Annotated in this window: 14 protein-coding genes and 1 pseudogene; 10 read left to right on the top strand and 5 right to left on the bottom strand. The window is 63.5% G+C overall.

Annotated elements, in window-relative coordinates; translation table 11 throughout:
* Positions 1 to 218: 218 nt before the first annotated feature.
* Both SB765_RS00350 and SB765_RS00345 read right to left on the bottom strand, forming a co-directional pair.
* Positions 219 to 1,679, bottom strand: a complete 1,461-nt coding sequence (locus SB765_RS00350; protein ID WP_341795680.1) for a HAMP domain-containing sensor histidine kinase — start codon at positions 1,677 to 1,679, stop codon at positions 219 to 221.
* A 119-nt stretch (positions 1,680 to 1,798) separates the two neighbouring features.
* Complete coding sequence (locus SB765_RS00345; RefSeq protein WP_410930745.1) at positions 1,799 to 2,392, bottom strand: transglycosylase SLT domain-containing protein; 594 nt, start codon at positions 2,390 to 2,392, stop codon at positions 1,799 to 1,801.
* Between the two features lie 185 nt (positions 2,393 to 2,577).
* Here SB765_RS00345 and gspG point away from each other — a divergent pair, with 185 nt between their 5' ends.
* Positions 2,578 to 3,003: a type II secretion system major pseudopilin GspG gene (gspG, locus tag SB765_RS00340; RefSeq protein ID WP_341795682.1), complete on the top strand. Its 426-nt coding sequence runs from the start codon at positions 2,578 to 2,580 to the stop codon at positions 3,001 to 3,003.
* 11 nt (positions 3,004 to 3,014) lie between these two features.
* Positions 3,015 to 4,205: a type II secretion system F family protein gene (locus tag SB765_RS00335; RefSeq protein WP_016499899.1), complete on the top strand. Its 1,191-nt coding sequence runs from the start codon at positions 3,015 to 3,017 to the stop codon at positions 4,203 to 4,205.
* Here the strand turns inward: SB765_RS00335 and SB765_RS00330 are convergent.
* Positions 4,199 to 5,506, bottom strand: a complete 1,308-nt coding sequence (locus SB765_RS00330; RefSeq protein ID WP_410930744.1) for an LLM class flavin-dependent oxidoreductase — start codon at positions 5,504 to 5,506, stop codon at positions 4,199 to 4,201. The genes SB765_RS00335 and SB765_RS00330 overlap by 7 nt on opposite strands.
* A 137-nt stretch (positions 5,507 to 5,643) precedes the next feature.
* A complete protein-coding gene (locus SB765_RS00325; RefSeq protein ID WP_016499901.1) occupies positions 5,644 to 6,579 on the bottom strand; it encodes an ABC transporter substrate-binding protein in 936 nt (311 codons plus the stop codon).
* A gap of 301 nt (positions 6,580 to 6,880) precedes the next feature.
* On the opposite strand from SB765_RS00325, the gene SB765_RS00320 reads away from it, so the two are divergent.
* From SB765_RS00320 to SB765_RS00295, 6 genes and pseudogenes are all read left to right on the top strand, one after another.
* The gene (locus SB765_RS00320; protein ID WP_410930743.1) at positions 6,881 to 7,489 is read left to right on the top strand and encodes a cysteine dioxygenase; all 609 of its coding nucleotides are present in this window, start codon (positions 6,881 to 6,883) and stop codon (positions 7,487 to 7,489) included.
* Positions 7,486 to 9,072, top strand: a complete 1,587-nt coding sequence (locus SB765_RS00315) for a rhodanese-related sulfurtransferase (protein ID WP_341795686.1) — start codon at positions 7,486 to 7,488, stop codon at positions 9,070 to 9,072. Before SB765_RS00320 ends, SB765_RS00315 begins: the two co-directional genes overlap by 4 nt.
* 158 nt (positions 9,073 to 9,230) lie before the next feature.
* The gene (mexE, locus tag SB765_RS00310; RefSeq protein WP_016499907.1) at positions 9,231 to 10,472 is read left to right on the top strand and encodes a multidrug efflux RND transporter periplasmic adaptor subunit MexE; all 1,242 of its coding nucleotides are present in this window, start codon (positions 9,231 to 9,233) and stop codon (positions 10,470 to 10,472) included.
* Positions 10,473 to 10,484: 12 nt separating this feature from the next.
* On the top strand, positions 10,485 to 13,664 hold the full coding sequence (locus tag SB765_RS00305) for an efflux RND transporter permease subunit (RefSeq protein WP_410910665.1): 3,180 nt from the start codon (positions 10,485 to 10,487) through the stop codon (positions 13,662 to 13,664).
* The gene (locus SB765_RS00300; RefSeq protein WP_410930742.1) at positions 13,661 to 15,076 is read left to right on the top strand and encodes an efflux transporter outer membrane subunit; all 1,416 of its coding nucleotides are present in this window, start codon (positions 13,661 to 13,663) and stop codon (positions 15,074 to 15,076) included. The genes SB765_RS00305 and SB765_RS00300 overlap by 4 nt, the downstream gene beginning before the upstream one ends.
* Before the next feature lie 257 nt (positions 15,077 to 15,333).
* Positions 15,334 to 15,525: pseudogene (locus SB765_RS00295) on the top strand (Arm DNA-binding domain-containing protein); the annotation flags it as partial.
* Here SB765_RS00295 and SB765_RS00290 read toward each other — a convergent pair.
* Positions 15,461 to 16,660: a multidrug effflux MFS transporter gene (locus SB765_RS00290; RefSeq protein ID WP_410930741.1), complete on the bottom strand. Its 1,200-nt coding sequence runs from the start codon at positions 16,658 to 16,660 to the stop codon at positions 15,461 to 15,463. The pseudogene SB765_RS00295 and the gene SB765_RS00290 overlap by 65 nt on opposite strands.
* 145 nt (positions 16,661 to 16,805) lie before the next feature.
* Between SB765_RS00290 and SB765_RS00285 the strand changes: the two genes are divergently transcribed.
* Both SB765_RS00285 and SB765_RS00280 read left to right on the top strand, forming a co-directional pair.
* Positions 16,806 to 17,675, top strand: coding sequence for a LysR family transcriptional regulator (locus SB765_RS00285; protein ID WP_341795690.1), 870 nt, complete (start codon positions 16,806 to 16,808; stop codon positions 17,673 to 17,675).
* A 317-nt stretch (positions 17,676 to 17,992) separates the two neighbouring features.
* Entirely contained in the window at positions 17,993 to 19,048 is a 1,056-nt protein-coding gene (locus tag SB765_RS00280; protein WP_049276408.1) for a tetratricopeptide repeat protein, read from the top strand.
* Positions 19,049 to 19,095 lie beyond the last annotated feature (47 nt).

Here is a 19,095-nt window from a genome sequence, read left to right as displayed (position 1 = left end):
GGCAGCCATAAGCTGCCATGTGTCACGTGTCGCGCTTCGCCTATCACGCTGCAAGAACTCGGCCAGCGCACAGTACAAAGTAAAAATGCATATCTTTCAGTACCTTAGTAGTCCCTTTTAAAAACTATCTAAAGATCAGGCCCCACATTTGGGTACTAATAACCCAAAAACAATTAATCGATTTAAATCAATAGGCTGCGTTGGATTTTCAAAGCCATTTAACAAGTTCTCGCCAAGCGGAAATTCAACGACACTCGCGTACCATGGCCTTCACTGCTGCTGAGCCTGACCGTGCCGCCGAAGCGTTCCATGATGCGTTTCACCAGCACCAGCCCCACCCCCAACCCACCCTGTTTGGTGGTAAAGAACGGCCGGAAGGCCATGCGCTGCTGCTGTTCGTTCATACCCTTGCCGTTGTCGGACAGGCGCAGGGTCAGGCTGCGCCGGTCATGGCGCACCACCTCGATACGCAGCCGTCCGCCCTGCTCCATCGATTCCAGCGCATTGGCGATCAGGCTGCTGAAAATCTGCCGCAGTAACGCCGGATGCCCCAATACCTGTACCGCCGGTAACGGTTGCAGGTCCAGGCTCACCCCGCCACGCGCCAACTGCACGGCGTAGCTCTGCAGGCTCTCCTGCAAGGCCAGCGGCAAGTCCACCGCCACCGCCTCATCGTTCAGTGGGCGCAGCGACTGCAGCATCTGGCGGATCCACTGCGACATGCGGTCAACCTGGCTGATGATGTCGTTGATATTGCGCTGTGCCGGCCCTTCGTCGAACGCCTGGGCCAGCTCGGCACTGGAGCGGATACTGGCCAGCGGGTTGCGCAGGCTGTGGGCCACCGCCGAGGACACCTCGCCCAGTGCCACATAGGTTTCGTTGTTGATCAGCCGCTTCTGCTGCACTGCCAGCAACCGCGCAGCGCGGTGCATGATGCCGTACAGGCCAACGTAGACCAGTGCGGCGCCCACGGTGATCGCCAGCCAGATCAGTATCAGGCCATGCTCGATGCGCACGATCAGGTCATGGGGCTCTTTATAGATCTCGACCATCGCCGTGACGTGCTCGCCATCCGCAGCGAACAGCGGAATGTAGTTTTCGATGAACAGCTGCTCGGGCGGGGTGACAAACTTCTGCTCGGCGCGGGCCTTTTCGAAGTTGTGGTAGCTGGCCGAGACTCGCATCTTGTACTCGAAAGCCCGCTCCAGGTCGTCGTCGCTGTCAATCAGCTTGCCAATCAGCGCCGGGTTGGTGGACCAGATCACCATACGGTCGGGGGCATAGATATTGGCCAGCAGCATGTCTGGCAGGTGGGCGATATGGTCAAGAAACTCGCCGCGGGCCTTGCGCCGGGCATCCGGGTCGACGTCCGGCAGGTTGCTGCGGTCGGTGCGCGGGTCCAGCAGCTCGCCCATTGTACGCACGTTGGGGATCGACACATGGCGCACTTCGGCGTCGGCGATGGAGGTGATGAATTGTGCCGTGAGCAAAGCATCGCGCTCCACGCTCTCATCGATGATGAATCGGCTGGAAATCAGCCCCAGGCCGACAGCCACCGAAAGGATGATGGCCAGGCTGACCCAGGCATACCAGCGCAACAGGTTGAACGGCTTGCGTGGGGCTGTCAGCTCGTTACCGGCAGGCACTTCGATGGCGTCGGAACGGGGGGCGATGTCCATGGCGGGCTCCACAGCTGGGCACCTTCAGAAGGTTATAGCCCAGACCTGGGGAAACCGTAGTGCTAAATTGATGGCAACCGCCGAAGGGTACAGGGACCGCGTAACCTCTGACAGGCAAATTACAGTGGCGAATCATTCGCCAACCCCTGCAGCTTGCGGTATTCGCGCAGCACCGTGGGCACATAGCGCCGGGTCTCGGCAAACGGCGGCACGGCGCCGCGCCGCATCACGGCGTCCGGCCCAGCGTTATAAGCTGCCACGGCCAGCGTGATGTCGTTGTCGAAGAGGGTAAGCATCTGCTTGAGGTATCGTGCCCCGCCCTTCACGTTGTCCTCAGGGTCCAGGCGGTCTTCCACGCCCATTTCGCGGGCGGTATCCGGCATCAGTTGCATCAACCCTACTGCCCCCGCCCGCGAACGGGCCTTCGGGTTGTAGCCGGACTCGGCCTTGATCAGCGCATGCAGCAGGGCCGGTGGCACGTTGTGGATGCGCGCTGCCGTGGCGACCACCTCGGCATAAGGACGGCCGGTGATCATCTGCGCATTAGCCGGGCCAGCCTGGGCCACCTGTTCGCTGATCACCTTTTCATATTGGCGCCCGGGTCGATGGACGTTGGTCAGTACGTAGCCGCCCTTGGCATCGATGGAGATGTACACATCGGCCTGGGCGGCACCTGCCGCCAGCCAGATCAAACCGAGGATGAGTCCACGCATGACGGTTGCCTCTTCGTCGTGGCCCCCGAAGTGGGGGAAATGCCCCGGAAAACCCGAGGTCGATGACCACGACGCAAGCACTGTGCCGCTTCCTGTACCGCATGGCGCAAGGCCCCGAGGCAGGCGTGCACGGCTGTTGCATGGTGCCTGGCAACCCGTGTCCCCATGCAGTGGAGGGCTTCACCATGCAGTGCAGAACCAAACCGCAACGTGGCTTCACCCTGCTCGAACTCCTGGTAGTGCTGGTGGTGCTCGGCCTGTTGGCCGGCATCGTCGCGCCCAAGTACTTCAGCCAGCTCGGTCGCTCCGAAGCCAAGGTGGCGCGGGCGCAGATAGAAGGGCTGAGCAAGGCGCTGGATTTGTATCGCCTGGAGGTCGGCCACTACCCCAACAGCGAGCAAGGCCTGCAGGCCCTGGTAACCGCCCCCAGTGGCGAAGCACGCTGGACCGGCCCGTATCTGCAGAAGGCCGTGCCGCAGGACCCATGGGGCCGCGCTTACATCTACCGGCAACCTGGCGAAAACGGTGGTGAATACGACCTGCTGTCGATGGGCAAGGACGGCCAGCCCGGCGGTGATGGGGAAAACGCCGAAATTACCAGCTGGCAGTAAGGAGAGTGGCCATGCGCTACAGCCTCAAGGCCCTGGGCAGACAGGGCGTGGTGCAGTTGCAGATCGACGCCGAGGACGCCGACCAGGCCCGCCGCCAGGCCGAGGACCAGGGCTTGCGCGTGCTCAGCCTGCGCAGCAACGGCGGCGCCTTGCGCGGTATGGCCTGGCGACGCGAAGCGGCATTCGACCTGGTGCTGTTCAGCCAGGAACTGTCGACCCTGCTCAATGCCGGCCTGCCGCTGATCGACGCACTGGAGAGCCTGGCAGAAAAGGCCCCTGCATCCGCCACACGCAAGGTGCTGGCCGAGTTGGTACGCCAGCTGTACGAAGGCCGTTCGCTGTCCCAGGCCCTGGGCCAGCAACCGCGGATATTTCCGCCGCTGTACGTGGCGCTGGTGCAGTCCAGCGAACGCACCGGTGCGCTGGGCGACGCCCTCACGCGCTACATCAGTTATCGCCAGCGCCTGGACCTGGTACGGCAGAAGCTGGTGGGGGCCTCGGTCTACCCGTTGCTGCTGTTGCTGGTGGGTGGCGGCGTGGTGCTGTTCCTGCTCGGCTATGTGGTACCGCGTTTCAGCCAGGTGTTCGAGGGCATGGGTACCGAATTGCCCTGGCTGTCACGGGTGTTGATGCAGATCGGGCTATTTTTGCATGCCCAGCAACTGCCGCTGGCGCTGGGCACGGTCGTTGGGGGCACGGCGTTGTGGCTGCTACGCCGCCACCCACGGGTACGGCGCTGGGCATCCTGCCAGTTGCGCCGCCTGCCGGCGCTGCATCAACGCTTGATGATGTACGAGCTGGCGCGCTTCTATCGCTCGTTGGGCATCCTGCTGCAAGGCGGCATTCCCATCCTCACCGCCATGGGCATGGCCCGCGGCCTGCTCGGCAGCGCAGCAGCCCAGGGCTTGGGCCAGGCCAGCCAACGGGTGGGCGAAGGGCTGCCATTGTCCGATGCGCTGGAGGCCGGGCACCTGGTTACACCCGTGTCGCTGCGCCTGCTGCGGGCCGGAGAGCAATCCGGCAACCTGGGCGAGATGCTGGAACGCTGCGCCGACTTCCATGACCAGGAAATCGGCCGCTGGGTGGAATGGTTCGTGAAACTCTTCGAACCGCTGCTGATGACGTTCATTGGCCTGCTGATCGGCCTGATCGTGATCCTGATGTACATGCCGATCTTCGAACTGGCCTCAAGCATTCACTGAATAGCCAGGCCCAGGCTCTCGCGCAGAGTGCTGCCTTCGTAGGCCGTACGGTACACCCCGCGCTCTTGCAGCAACGGCACCACCTGCTGGGTAAACCGGCGGAACTGCCCGGGGTGGCCGATGTAGATGTTGAAGCCATCCAGCGCCCGCGCCTCGAACCACTCGGTCATTTTTGCCGCTACCGTTTCAGCCGAGCCAACGAAGGCCCCTGGGCGCAGCTTGCGCCCGAATTCCACCGCCTGGCGCAGGCTGAACCCCTGCTCCCGGGCCTGGTCGGCGATGCGCTTGGCGTTGGTGAAGAAACTGCTGCGTGCGTGCTCCAGGCTTTCCTGGGGGAACGGAGCATCAAGGTCATACTGGCTGAAGTCATGCCAGCCGAAATTGCGTCCGAACTCCTTGAGGGCCAGCTCGAAGCTATGGTCCTGCTGGTGGTAATGGCGTTCGATCTCGCGGGCGTGTTCGTCGGTGTCGCCCACATAGATCTCGGCACCAGGCAACACCAGCAGCTGCTCGGGGTCGCGCCCCAGCCGCATCGCGCGGCCTTTCACATCGCGGTAGAACGCCTGGCCCTGCTCGATGCTGGCGGCATGGGTAAAGATGACATCTGCCGTGGCTGCCCCAAGCTCGCGCCCTTGCTGCGAGTCCCCGGCCTGGAAAATCACCGGCTGGCCCTGGGGGGAACGCTGGATATTCAATGGTCCTACGACCGAGAAGTGCTCGCCCTTGTGGTGCAGCGCATGCATCCGGCTCGGATCGAGGAACTGCCCGGTGGCGCGGTTGCGTGGGAACGCGCCGTCTTCATAGGATTGCCAGAGGCCCTGCACCACCGCCACGTGCTCCTGGGCGCGGGCGTAACGGGTGTCGTAGTCGTAGTGCTCGTCACGGCCATAGTTGCCGGCAGTGCCAGCGTCGCCGCTGGTGACCACGTTCCAGCCAGCGCGGCCCTTGCTGATCAGGTCCAGCGAGGCCAGGCGGCGGGCGACGTTGAAGGGTTCGTTGTAGGAGGTGGTCAGGGTACCGACCAGACCGATGTTGCGGGTAGTCACTGCCAGTGCCGAGAGCAGGGTCAGCGGCTCCAGACGGTTGAGATAGTGCGACGGTGAGCCGGGGGTGATGTACTGGCTGTCGACGATGAACATGAGGTCGAACAACGCCGCTTCGGCCTGGCGGGCGATGTCGATGTACCAGTCGATGTTCACGCTGGCATCGGCGGGCAGCTCCGGGTCGAGCCACAGGTTATGCCGGCCAGGGCCGCCGCAGCCCATGGTCAGGGCGCCAAGCTTGATTTTGCGAGTAGTCATGGTCATTCCTCAAAAAGGTTCTGCCTGTAACGGCCCTATCGCCGGCAAGCCAGCTCCCACAGGAGCCCCTAAGGCCGAAGCCCAACGGTGTACCTGTGGGAGCTGGCTTGCCGGCGATAGGGCCATTACAGAAGTGCTTAGTGGTCGAGCGCTGCCGCGAACGAGGTATCGAACAGGCTCGACGCCGGGTAGTTCTTGATCAGCCCCAGCCCGGCAAAGAAGTCCACGGTCTTCTGCGCATCCACGATCACCTGCGGGTTCAGCGGCGCGACATCGGTACGGGCGCGGGCAAACCAGATGCGGGCAATGTCGCGGTCGGCACGGGTGCGTTTGGCCCAGGCATCGGCATAAGCCTCGGTATGGGCCGGGTCGCTCAGGGTCCAGTCACGGGCCTTTTTCAGGCGCTGCAGAAAATCACTGATCTGCGCCCGCTTGGCCTCCACCGCCTTGGCATTGGCCACCACGAAACTCTGCGCCGGTATCAATCCTTCGGCCGTGGCCAGTACCCGCGCCCCTTGGCGCTCCTGCTGGGTGACATAGGGCTCCCAGGTCGCGATCACATCCACCGAACCGCCATCCAGGGCATGCGAGGCATCCAGGGCGCTGAGGTAGCGCAGCTCCAGGGCATCGCGCGGAACGGCGGCCTTGTCCAGCGCGCTGAACAGCAACTGCTGGCTCCAGGAGCCCTTCCAGATCGCTGCACGCTTGCCGCGCAGGTCTTCGAGGCTGTGAATGTTCGAGTCCTTACTCGCCAGGATCGCCACGCCATCCAGGTTCTGCCGGCTGACCGCAATCACCTTGATCGGGGCGCCCAGGGCACCAAGGAACAACGGCGGCGCATCACCCAGCAGGCCGATGTCCAGGCTGCCCACGTTCAACGCCTCGGCTACCGGCGAGCCGGCCGTGAACTGCTTCCATTCCAGGGTATACGGCAGGTCGTCGAGCACGCCGGCCGCTTCCATCACCGCTCGAGCATTGAAGCTCTGGTCACCGACCACCAGGGTTTGCGCGGCAGCGGCCAGGCTGAGGGAGCTGGCCAGCACACCAGCGGCCAATTGTTTGAGGTATCGCACGTTCGTCTCCAGGTACCGTCGGGTACATCAGGCCGATCCGCGCGTGCGGTCTCGTGGGGGCATGGGGCTGGTATATTCAATTTAAATATAACCAGCGCATTGCTTATACGTTATCGATTAAGCGCAGCGCCGTGAAATTCGTTTTGGGCATAACCTAATGCTTTGCTCACGTCCCCATTTCAAAACAGATCCGTCAATCTGTAAATGCGTTATTTGCATATTAGCTTATTCATATTTTTACTTTTGAGAATATTCAGTGTGTTTGCTAGGGTTTACCCAAACCGTCAGCCGAGCCTGAACCATGAGCCAACCCCTGCGCCTTGAGCGCCTGCGCAATTTCATCGACGCGCTTGCGCAACTGGTGGACCAAGAAACCGACGAAGCCACCCTCCTCGACCACGGCCAGGGCCTGCTGCGCAGCCTGGTCGCCCATGACGACTGGTTGCCCGAGGCACTGGCGCAGCCAGACCCGGGCGGCTATCAGCAATATTTGCTGCATTGCGATTCGCGCCAGCGCTTTTCCATCGTCAGCTTCGTCTGGGGGCCAGGCCAGCAGACACCGATCCACGACCATCGGGTCTGGGGCTTGATCGGCATGCTACGCGGCGCCGAATACTCGCAAGGCTTTGCCCGTAGCGAAGATGGCGCCTTGCTGCCATCGGGCGAGCCTGTGCGCCTTGACCCCGGCCATGTAGAGGCCGTTTCGCCGCGCATCGGCGATGTCCATCAGGTCAGCAACGCGTTCGACGACCGGGTGTCGATCAGCATCCACGTGTATGGCGCCAACATCGGCGCCGTCAGCCGCGCGGTGTACCTGCCCGACGGCGGCGAAAAACCGTTCATTTCCGGCTATTCCAACAGCCTTCTGCCCAACATCTGGGACTTGTCCAAAGAGAACCCTGCCCCATGAGTACCGTTGCTACCCGCTCCTATCAAGACATTCGCCGGGCCTTGCTGGCCCATGAAGAACTGGCGCTGATCGATGTGCGCGAGGAAGACCCGTTCGCCCAGGCACACCCCCTGTTCACTGCCAACATCCCCTTGTCCAAACTGGAACTGGAGATTTTCGCCCGCGTGCCACGGCGCGACACCGCCATTACGGTGTATGACGACGGCGAAGGCCTGGCCCGTCAGGCCGCCGAACGCCTGCTGGCCTTGGGGTACAGCGATGTCGCATTGCTCGAAGGCGGGCTGGCCGGCTGGCGCGCTGCCGGTGGCGAGCTGTTCCGCGACGTAAACGTGCCGAGCAAGGCGTTTGGCGAGCTGGTTGAAAGCGTGCGCCACACTCCTTCGTTGGCGGCTGAACAGGTGCAAGCGCTACTGGAGGCCAAGGCCGATGTGGTGGTACTCGATGCTCGCCGTTTCGACGAATACCAGACCATGAGTATCCCGGGGGGTATCAGTGTGCCGGGTGCCGAGCTGGTACTGCGGGTTGCCGAGCTGGCGCCCAGCCCCGCCACCCAGGTCATTGTCAACTGCGCAGGGCGCACCCGCAGCATCATCGGCACCCAGTCGCTGGTCAACGCCGGCATCCCCAACCCCGTGGCCGCCCTGCGCAACGGCACCATCGGCTGGACCCTGGCCGGCCAAACGCTGGCGCACGGCCAAGAGCGCCGCTTCGCCGATGTCAGCGACAACACCCGCGCCGACGCCGCCCAACGCGCGCGCAATGTAGCCGACCGTGCCGGTGTGCTGCGCCTGGAGCAGCAAGCCCTGGCCGCCTGGCGGGCCGATACGCGCCGCACCACCTACCTGTTCGACGTACGTACGCCCGAGGAATATGCCCACGGCCACCTGCCGGGCAGCCGCAGTGTCCCGGGCGGGCAACTGGTGCAGGAAACCGACCACGTCGCCAGCGTGCGCGGGGCGCGCATCGTGCTGGTGGATGACGACGGCGTGCGGGCCAACATGAGTGCTTCATGGCTGGCGCAAATGGGCTGGGAGGTAGCCGTACTCGATGGGCTGTCGGCGCAAGATTTCAGCGAGACCGGCGATTGGCAGGCCCCCCAGCCTGCACTGCCTGCAGTCACCGAGATCGGCGTCGAGCAGCTGGACGACTGGCTGCAAACGCCAGGCACCGTGCTGCTGGACTTCACCAGCAGTGCCAACTACGTGAAACGCCACATTCCAGGTGCCCACTGGGCAATCCGCGCGCAGTTGCCGCAGGTACTGGAACAACTGCCGGTAGCCGAGCGCTATGTACTGACCTGCGGCAGTAGCCTGCTGGCGCGCTTTGCGGCGGTAGACTTGCAGGCGCTTACGCAAACCCCGGTGTACGTGCTGGACGGCGGTACAGCCCGCTGGATTGCGGCGGGCAAGCCGCTGGAAAGTGGCGAAACGCAGCTGGCGGTGGCGCGCACCGACCGTTACCTCCGGCCTTATGAAGGGACGGATAACCCACGTGAAGCCATGCAGGGGTATCTGGACTGGGAGTTCGGGCTGATTGCCCAGCTGGAGCGGGATGGGACCCATGGGTTCAACGTGTTGAGCTGAGGTTGCCGGGGCTGCCAGGCAGCCCCATCATGCCCGCCATCGATGAGTGATCCACACATATCATTCAGCGTGATATTAACCTTCGCCCCGTTCGATTCGTGCCTCACGCGCAACACACTCACACTCCGCCCACTACTAATACATTGGCGGAGTTCTCCATGGAACAATCTCTCAAACCCTTGCGCTTCCCCCTCGCTGCCTTGGCAGTGGTGGTGATCAGCGCTTGCGGTCGAACCCCAGACGCCGTGCAGGCTCCCGCCGCGCCGAAGGTCACTGTGGCCAAGGTGATCGAGCAACCGATCAACGAATGGGACGAATTCACCGGCCGCCTTGAAGCCCCGGAAACCGTTGAAGTTCGCCCGCGGGTAGCCGGCCAGATCGACCAGGTCGCCTTCACCGAAGGCGCCCAGGTGAAAAAAGGCGACCTGCTGTTCCAGATCGACCCACGCCCGTTCCAGGCTGAAGTCCGCCGCCTTGAAGCCCAACTGCAACAGGCCAAGGCCACCGCCATTCGCAGCGCCAACGAAGCGCGCCGTGGCGAACGCCTGCGCGACAGCAACGCCATCTCCGCCGAACTTGCAGAATCGCGTAGCAGCGCTGCCGCCGAAGCCCGCGCCGGGGTCGACGCGATCCAGGCACAGCTCGACCTGGCGCGCCTGAACCTCAGCTTCACCCGCGTCACCGCGCCCATCAGTGGCCGCGTCAGCCGTGCCCAGTTCACTGCCGGCAACATCGTCACGGCCGATGTCACCCCGCTGACCAGCGTGGTGTCCACCGACAAGGTCTACGCCTACTTCGACGCCGACGAGCGCGTGTACCTCAAGTACACCCAGCTGGCGCGCGAAGGCCAGCGTGGCCAGAGCACCCCGGTGTACCTGGGCCTCACCAATGAAACCGGCAACCCGCACCAGGGCCAGATGAACTTCGTCGACAACCAGGTCAACCCGCGCACCGGCACCATCCGTGGTCGTGCGGTGTTCGACAACCGCGACGGCCAGTTCACCCCGGGCCTGTACGCACGCCTGAAGCTGGTCGGCAGCGCCCAGTACGACGCCATGCTGATCAACGACGAGGCCGTCGGCACCGACCTTGGCAAGAAGTTCGTGCTGGTCATGGACAAGGACAACAAGGCCACTTACCGCGCCGTGGAACTGGGGCCGAAGCTGGAAGGCCTGCGCATCGTGCGTAGCGGCCTGGCCAAGGATGACCGCATCGTGGTCAAGGGCCTGCAGCGCGTGCGCCCAGGCTCGCCGGTCACCCCGGAAGAAACCCCAATGGCCAGCGAACAGACCCTCGCCGCCCTCGCCCAGCAGCGCCAGGCACTGGAGGCCAGCAACCCGGCGCCGAAGGTGGCGGGCAACAACGTGAAAGTCGCCAGCGCCCAGGCGCCACGCGGTTAAGGGAACATACCGATGAACTTCTCGAAATTCTTCATTACCCGGCCGATTTTCGCTGCGGTGCTGTCGCTGGTGCTGCTGATTGCAGGGTCGATCTCGCTGTTCCAGCTGCCGATCAGCGAATATCCCGAAGTGGTGCCGCCCACCGTGGTGGTGCGTGCCAACTTCCCCGGCGCCAACCCCAAGGTTATCGGCGAAACCGTCGCCGCGCCGCTGGAGCAGGCCATCACTGGTGTGGAGAACATGCTGTACATGTCTTCCCAGTCCACCGCTGACGGCAAGCTGACGCTGACCATCACGTTCGCCTTGGGCACCGACCTGGACAACGCCCAGGTGCAGGTGCAGAACCGCGTCACCCGTACCCAGCCCAAGCTACCTGAGGAAGTGACGCGTATCGGTATCACCGTCGACAAGGCCTCGCCCGACCTGACCATGGTCGTGCACCTGACGTCGCCGGACAACCGCTACGACATGCTCTACCTGTCCAACTACGCCATCCTCAATATCAAGGACGAGCTGGCGCGTCTGGGCGGCGTAGGCGACGTGCAGCTGTTCGGGATGGGCGACTACTCGCTGCGCGTGTGGCTGGACCCGAACAAGACCGCTTCGCGCAACCTCACCGCCAGCGATGTGGTCGCGGCCATCCGCGAGCAGAACCGCCAGGTGGCCGCCGGCCAGCTGGGCGCACCGCCTGCCCCCGGTTCCACCAGCTTCCAGCTGTCGATCAACACCCAAGGCCGTCTGGTCAACGAGGAAGAGTTCGAGAACATCATCATCCGTGCCGGTGCCGATGGCGAAATCACGCGCCTGAAGGACATCGCCCGGGTCGAACTCGGCTCCAGCCAGTACGCCTTGCGCTCGCTGCTGAACAACCAGCCAGCAGTGGCACTCCCGATCTTCCAGCGCCCAGGCTCCAACGCCATCGAGATCTCCGACGAAGTGCGGGCGAAAATGGCCGAGCTGAAGAAAGACTTCCCTGAAGGGATGGACTACAGCATCGTCTATGACCCGACCATCTTCGTGCGCGGGTCCATCGAAGCAGTCGTGCACACCCTGTTCGAAGCACTGGTGCTGGTGGTACTGGTCGTCATCCTGTTCCTGCAGACCTGGCGCGCCTCGATCATCCCGCTGCTGGCCGTGCCGGTATCGTTGATCGGTACCTTTGCAGTGATGCACCTGTTCGGCTTCTCGCTCAACGCCTTGTCGCTGTTCGGCTTGGTGCTGGCCATCGGCATCGTGGTGGACGACGCCATCGTCGTGGTGGAAAACGTCGAGCGCAATATCGGGCTGGGGCTGAAACCGCTAGAAGCCACGCAAAAGGCCATGAGCGAAGTGACGGGGCCAATCATCGCCACCGCCCTGGTGCTGTGCGCCGTGTTCGTACCTGCGGCGTTCATTTCCGGCCTTACCGGGCAGTTCTACAAGCAGTTCGCCCTGACCATCGCCATTTCCACCGTGATCTCGGCGTTCAACTCGCTGACCCTGTCGCCGGCCCTGGCTGCCGTGCTGCTGAAGGAACACCATGCGCCCAAGGACCGTTTCTCGCGGTACCTCGACAAGCTGCTGGGCAGCTGGCTGTTCTCGCCGTTCAACCGTTTCTTCGACCGCGCCAGCCACCGCTACGTGGGTGGCGTGCGCCGTGTCATTCGCTCCAGCGGCATCGCCCTGTTCGTCTATGCCGGCTTGATGGGCCTGACCTACCTCGGCTTCTCCTCCACGCCGACCGGCTTCGTGCCGGCCCAGGACAAGCAGTACCTGGTGGCCTTCGCCCAACTGCCGGACGCGGCCAGCCTCGACCGTACCGAGGCGGTGATCAAAAGAATGAGCGAGGCGGCCCTCAAGCAACCCGGTGTTGCCGACTCCATCGCCTTCCCTGGCCTGTCGATCAACGGTTTCACCAACAGCCCGAACAGCGGCATTGTGTTCGTCTCGCTCAAGTCGTTCGATGAGCGCAAGGACCCTAGCCAGTCGGCGGCCGCTATTGCCGCCACGCTGAATGCCCAGTTCGCTGACATCCAGGAAGCCTACATCGCAATCTTCCCACCGCCGCCAGTACAGGGGCTGGGCACAATCGGCGGCTTCCGCCTGCAAATCGAAGACCGGGGCAATCTGGGTTACGAAGCGCTGTACAAAGAAACCCAGAACATCATCGCCAAGAGCCACAACGTGCCAGCGCTGGCAGGCCTGTTTACCAGCTACCAGGTCAATGTGCCGCAGGTCGATGCCGCCATCGACCGGGAAAAGGCCAAGACCCACGGCGTGGCGATCAACGATATCTTCGACACCTTGCAGGTTTACCTGGGCTCGCTGTACACCAACGACTTCAACCGCTTTGGCCGCACCTACCAGGTCAACGTCCAGGCTGAGCAGCAGTTCCGCCTCGATGCCGAGCAGATCGGCCAGTTGAAGGTGCGCAACAACCTGGGCGAGATGATCCCGCTGGCGACCTTTCTGAAGGTAAGCGACACCTCCGGGCCGGACCGCGTGATGCACTACAACGGCTTCATCACCGCAGAAATCAACGGTGCAGCAGCCCCGGGCTACAGCTCTGGCCAGGCCGAAGCGGCTATCGAGAAGCTGCTGAAAGAGGAACTGCCCAACGGCATGACCTTCGAGTGGACCGACCTGACCTACCAGCAGATCCTCTCGGGTAACACCGCGCTGCTGGTGTTCCCGCTGTGCGTGCTGCTGGCGTTCCTGGTGCTGGCCGCCCAGTACGAAAGCTGGAGCCTGCCGCTGGCGGTGATCCTGATCGTACCGATGACCCTGCTGTCGGCCATCACCGGTGTGATCGTGTCGGGTGGCGACAACAACATCTTCACCCAGATCGGCCTGATCGTACTGGTGGGCCTGGCGTGCAAGAACGCGATCCTGATCGTCGAGTTCGCCAAGGATGAACAGGCCAAAGGCCTGGATCCGCTGGCTGCGGTGCTGGAAGCCTGCCGCCTGCGCCTGCGGCCGATCCTGATGACTTCGATTGCCTTCATCATGGGTGTGGTTCCGCTGGTGTTCAGCTCTGGTGCAGGTTCGGAAATGCGCCATGCCATGGGTGTGGCGGTGTTCTCGGGCATGATCGGCGTAACGGTGTTCGGCCTGTTCCTCACCCCCGTGTTCTTCTTCCTGATCCGCCGTTTCGTCGAGCGTCGCCAAGCCCGCAAGGCCGAACACGCTCAAGTGCTGGAGAACCATGCATGATCCTGCTTAAACCCCTGACCCCAAGCCTGCTGGCACTGGCCCTGGCGGCCTGTGCGGTAGGCCCGGACTACCAGGCCCCGGCCACCGAACCTGCGCAGTTGAGCAGCGATGTGCAGGCCAAGGCCTACGACCGTAGCCGCTTCGAAAGCCTGTGGTGGAAGCAGTTCGACGACCCGGTGCTTAATCAGCTGGTGCTGGCTTCGCTGGACGGCAACCGTGATTTGCGCGTGGCCTTTGCCCGTCTGAAGTCCGCCCGTTCCATCCGCGAAGACGCCGAGAACGACCCGTTCCCGGTGGTCACCAGCCGCGCCAGCAGCGAGATCGGCAAGGGCCAGATCCCTGGCCAGACCACGCAGCGGGTGAACAGCGAGCGCTATGACCTGGGCCTGGACATGGCCTGGGAGCTTGACCTGTTCGGGCGCATCCAGCGCCAGATCGAGGCCAGCGAAGCCCAGGAAGCGGTAGCCGCCGCCGACCTGCAACAGTTGCAGGTCAGCCTGATCGCCGAACTGGTCGATGCCTATGGGCAACTGCGCGGTGCGCAACTGCGCGAGAAGATCGCCTTGGCCAACCTCAAGACCCAGCAGGAATCGCGGACCATTACCGAAACCCTGCGCGATGCCGGCGTGGGCAACGACCTCGACGTGGTACGTGCCGATGCACGCCTGGCCGGGGTTGAAGCCACCGTGCCGCAACTGCAGGCCGAACAGGCGCGGGCACGGCACCGCATCGCCACCCTGCTCGGCCAGCGCCCGGACGCGCTCAGCGTAGACCTGTCACCCAAGGACCTGCCGGCCATCGCCAAGGCGTTGCCGGTGGGTGACCCGGGTGAACTGCTGCGCCGTCGCCCGGACATCCGCAGTGCCGAGCGCCAGCTGGCTGCCGCCACCGCCAACGTCGGCGTGGCCACCGCAGACCTGTTCCCCCGTGTCAGCCTCAGCGGCTTCCTTGGCTTTACCGCCGCACGCGGCTCGCAGATCGGCTCCTCGGCAGCCAATGCGTGGGCGCTGGGCCCAAGCATTACCTGGGCAGCCTTCGACCTGGGCAGCGTGCGGGCCCGCCTGCGCGGCGCCAAGGCCGATGCCGAAGGGGCGCTGGCCAACTACGAGCAGCAGGTATTGCTGGCCCTGGAAGAATCGGCCAACGCCTTCAGCGATTACGACAAGACCCAGCAGCGGCTGCTGTCGCTGATGCGCCAGAGCGACGCCAGCCGCAAGGCAGCGGAGCTGGCCTCGATTCGATATCGCGAAGGTACGGTGGACTACCTGGTACTGCTCGACGCCGAGCGCGAGCGGCTGAGCGCTGAGGATGCGCAGGCCCAGGGTGAGGTCGATCTGTACCGCGGTATCGTCTCCATCTACAAGGCCCTGGGCGGCGGCTGGCAACCGGAGACCGTGGCCAGCGCACGCTGACACCCCCGTTTCAACGACTCCTTTGGTTGGCTCCTCCCCCAACCGTTTGCCCCGCTGGCCTTGGTCCGCGGGGCTTTTTTATTTCAGGATGACTCCAGCACCGCGCTTTGCCGGACTACGCCACAGCCGTATACAGCAGGTTTATCAACGACTTAGGCGAGTTCAACATATGCCGGTGCTTTCTGAAACTTGACCCGGCTTCCCTTCTGCTGACTCCTACGAGGCTCCTGGGAATCGGGTCTTTCCGAGGAGTCATCATGGCAAAGATCAAGCTCACCAAGTCCGCAGTCGATGCGGCACAACCCCAAGCGCAAGCCATCGAGCTACGCGACACCCTCGTTCCCGGCTTCCTCTGCAAGATTACGCCGGCCGGTCGCAAGGTGTTCATGCTCCAGTACCGGACGAACGCCGGCGAGCGATGCAAGCCGGCCTTGGGCCTGTTCGGCGACAGGTGGATAGCGCGATCAGGCCGAGCACCAGTACTGCGCCCCCAAGCACGCCCAGGCCGGTGCCGAACGCCGCACTGACACCCATTGCCACCAGCGCGGCGCTGCCAATCTGACAGAACCCTACCAGTCCCGACGCGGTGGCCGCATGCCCGTGCTCGCTGGCAATGGCTCCGGAGACGGCCAACGACAGTGATGAACCATTGGCGAGACTGACCAGGCACATCGGCAGCACCACTGTGACTGCGCCATGCAGCCCCAATGCCATCACGGCCAGAAACCCTACGCCACCAAGCACGAAGCACATGATGCCGACGGCGAGGATGCGATCGTAGGGCCAGCGATCCAGCAAGCGCTTGGCCAGCAGATTGGCACCGATGATGCCGGCCGTCAGCGGCAGATACAGCCAACCGCTTTGTTCCTCACTCAAGCCCAGGCGCGCGAACAGAAACGGCGATTGCGTCAAGTAGACAAACCAGGCGCAATAGATCGTGCTGACCACCAAGGTGTAGCGGCGAAAAGTTCGGTCGCGCAAGACCTGGCTGAAGCCGGCAAAGGGAGAGGTACGGGTGCGGGCAGCGATGGGGAGCGTTTCCGGTAGTAGCGTCACCACCATCAGCAGTGCCACGACACCGAATGCGGCGACGAACAGGAAGTCAGACCGCCAGCCGAAAGTCGCAGCCAAGTGCCCGCCTATGGCCGGCGCCAGGGCTGGCGACAGCGACACCAACGGGTAGATCACCGCATAGACTTTGGCAGAAGTGCGCTTGTCGCAGGTGTCGGCAATCAGTGCACGGCCAACGACAAGGCCCGCAGCCGCGCCAACGGCTTCCAGCATGCGCCACGCCAGGAACCCATTGTAGCTGGCGGAGATAGCGCAGCCCACCGAGCCGACGATGTAGAGGGCGATGCCAGCCAGCAGTACGGGCTTGCGGCCATTGCGATCCGATAGTGGCCCGTAGGCCAACTGGGCAATTGCCAGTGCCAGCAGGTAAAACGAGATCGTCTGCGGCATCTGCCAGTCGGCAACGCCGAACTCCGTGGCCATGTTTGGCATGGCGGGCAGATACACGTCCGAAGCAATCAGGCCGAAGGCACTCAGCATGGCGACGGTGAGAATGAAGGACAAGCGAGGCATGGCAGTTCCCGGCAGCCAGGCGTGCGGGCTGCGCGTTATAGGTTCAGAAGGGATGAGCCACATGCTACGGATATGCGTTCTATGTGAAAATGCACAAAACAGCCACATAGGGCTGCAAATTTGCAGCATGAACACTGAGGCAGTGATGAATTGGGACGACGTACGCATATTTCTGGCAGTCCAGCGCGCCGGTACCTTGCGCGGAGCGGCGCAGCAACTAGTCATTGATCAGACCACGGTGAGCCGGCGTCTGACCGGATTAGAGCGGGCGCTGGGCAGTCGGCTGTTCCTGCGCACCACGGGCGGCTTGATGTTGACCGACACCGGCCTGGAAGTGCTACGCATGGCCGAGGATATGGAGCGCATGGCCGTCTCCTTCGAGCGCCGTGGCGAAGGTGCCGATGCGCGCGCGGCCGGTGAGGTTCGCGTGACCACCACCGACGCGCTGGCGGTGGACTTCGTGGTTCCTGCCATTGAACAACTGCGCGCCATCCATCCTGAGGTGCGGGTGATCCTGAGCACTACGACGCGGCTGCTCGATCTTGCGCGGAGGGAGGCTGACATTGCTGTACGTACCTTGCGGCCAGAGCAGCCGGATTTGATCGTTCGCCAACTCGGCTGCTGGGAAGTCGGCCTGTATGCTACCCAAGGCTATCTGGCAAAACATGGCGAACCGCAGCCCGGACAAGGCCTTGCGAATCACGATATTGCGCTTTACCAGCAGGGTGTGACCGGGCGGCAGGACGACACGCTGGCGGGCGAATCCAGGGCACAGGGTCGCGTGGTTGCCGAACTGGATTCGAGCCTGATGCTCGCGACCTTCGTACGCGCCGGCCTGGCCATAGGCGAGTTACCCGAGTACCTGACCCGGCGCGATCCCGCGCTGGTGCGGCTATGGCCGGAGCGCCGTCGGGCCAAGCCCTACGAGGCGTGGTTGGTGCTGCACCAAGACTTGGCGCGCACGGCCAGAGTGCGTGTCGTCGTGGAGGCGATCACATCGGCTTTCGCCGATTGAATGTCGGGCTTGGCATGCCACGTAGTTGCTATGAGGAGCGACGGCCAAGAGACTACGATACTGAGACAAGTGTGCCATTTGCAGGCATTAGTCCCCGATGCAGTGCGACTAGGCCATTTTTTATGTCGTTGAATCTTCAGCGCCTGCGAAATCGAGCGCCGCCCGCGCGGCGCATCGCGAGCTGCGCTCGCTCCTCCGTTTGTTTCGGGCCATCGAACCTGCGAGATACGCTTGCGACCGCCTTGGTGCCTGCACTCGGTTGCATTTACCCCCCGGCTGGCCCAAGCTCTGCCCTTCCCGCCGCCACGGACCGTCCGATGCACAGACGCAACCGCTACCTGATCGCCCTGCTGCTGTTGATCCTGGTATCGGCCCTGTTCGGTTACCTGTGGCGCGATGAGCAGCCAGCCCCGCCCACCTTGCCTGCACACAGCTATGCCAAGGCGCTGCGCCAGGCCCATGACGGCCAACCCGGCGCTGCGCGCGTGCTGTACCAGCAATTGCAACGCGACGACCTGCCCCCTATCCGCCGCGCTGCACTTTATGCCGAGTTACCCAACTACCCCTCCCCCCAGGCATTGAAACTCGCCCGCCAGGACCTGGAGCATGCCGACCCGCTGGTGCGCCGTGCGGCCATTGCCGGTATCCGCCGCCTGCTGCCGGCGGCGCAGCGCAGCCTGGTGCTCGGCCCATTGCTGGACGACGACGAACAAAGCGTGCGCTTTGCTGCCGTGGATGCCCTACTGGGCCTCGATCCCGATGCCATCGGCCTGTATTTCGGCCCGTTGCAGGCAGCCCTGGAACAATACCAGCAGGCGCTCGAGCAACAACCCGAGGATGCCGACGCCCAGGTACACCTGGCGCGCCTGTACCTGCACGAAAACGACTACACCCAGGCAGCCACGGCCTTGCAGCGAGCGCTGGAGGTTGCACCCGGCAACCTCGACGCCCTGGCCACCCAGGTGCGCCTGCTGGAGCGTCAGGGCCACCACGATGCCTCGCGCCAGGTCTTGGGCAAAGCCTTGGCGCTAAGCCCCGACTCAGCCTTCCTGCAGTACGAGCTGGGGCTCTGGCTGAACCGCCACGAGCAGCGCGAGTACGCCTTGCTGGCTTTGTCCCGCGCCGTCGAACTGGACCCGGACAACGCCGACTACCGCTATACGCTGGCAGTCACGCTGCACGAACTGGAACAACTCGACGCCGCGCAAAAGCAGCTGGAAACCGTGCTCAGCAGGCAACCGGCCAACCGCCGGGCGCGGGTGCTACTGATCCAGTACTCGAAAGAGACCGGGCAATTGCAGAACGTACAAGTGCTGCTGGCCGAGCTGGAGCGTCAGAACCCGGACGACCCCGTATTACAACAGGGCCTGTAGGCAACACCTGAATATTGTTGAACCCTGAGCGTGTGCCCAGGGTCCAG

The organism is Pseudomonas sp. SIMBA_067, assembly GCF_046534675.1.
GTDB lineage: Bacteria > Pseudomonadota > Gammaproteobacteria > Pseudomonadales > Pseudomonadaceae > Aquipseudomonas > Aquipseudomonas putida.
Note: the sequence above shows the minus strand (reverse complement) of the source record. Positions and strands in the feature narration are given on the sequence as shown.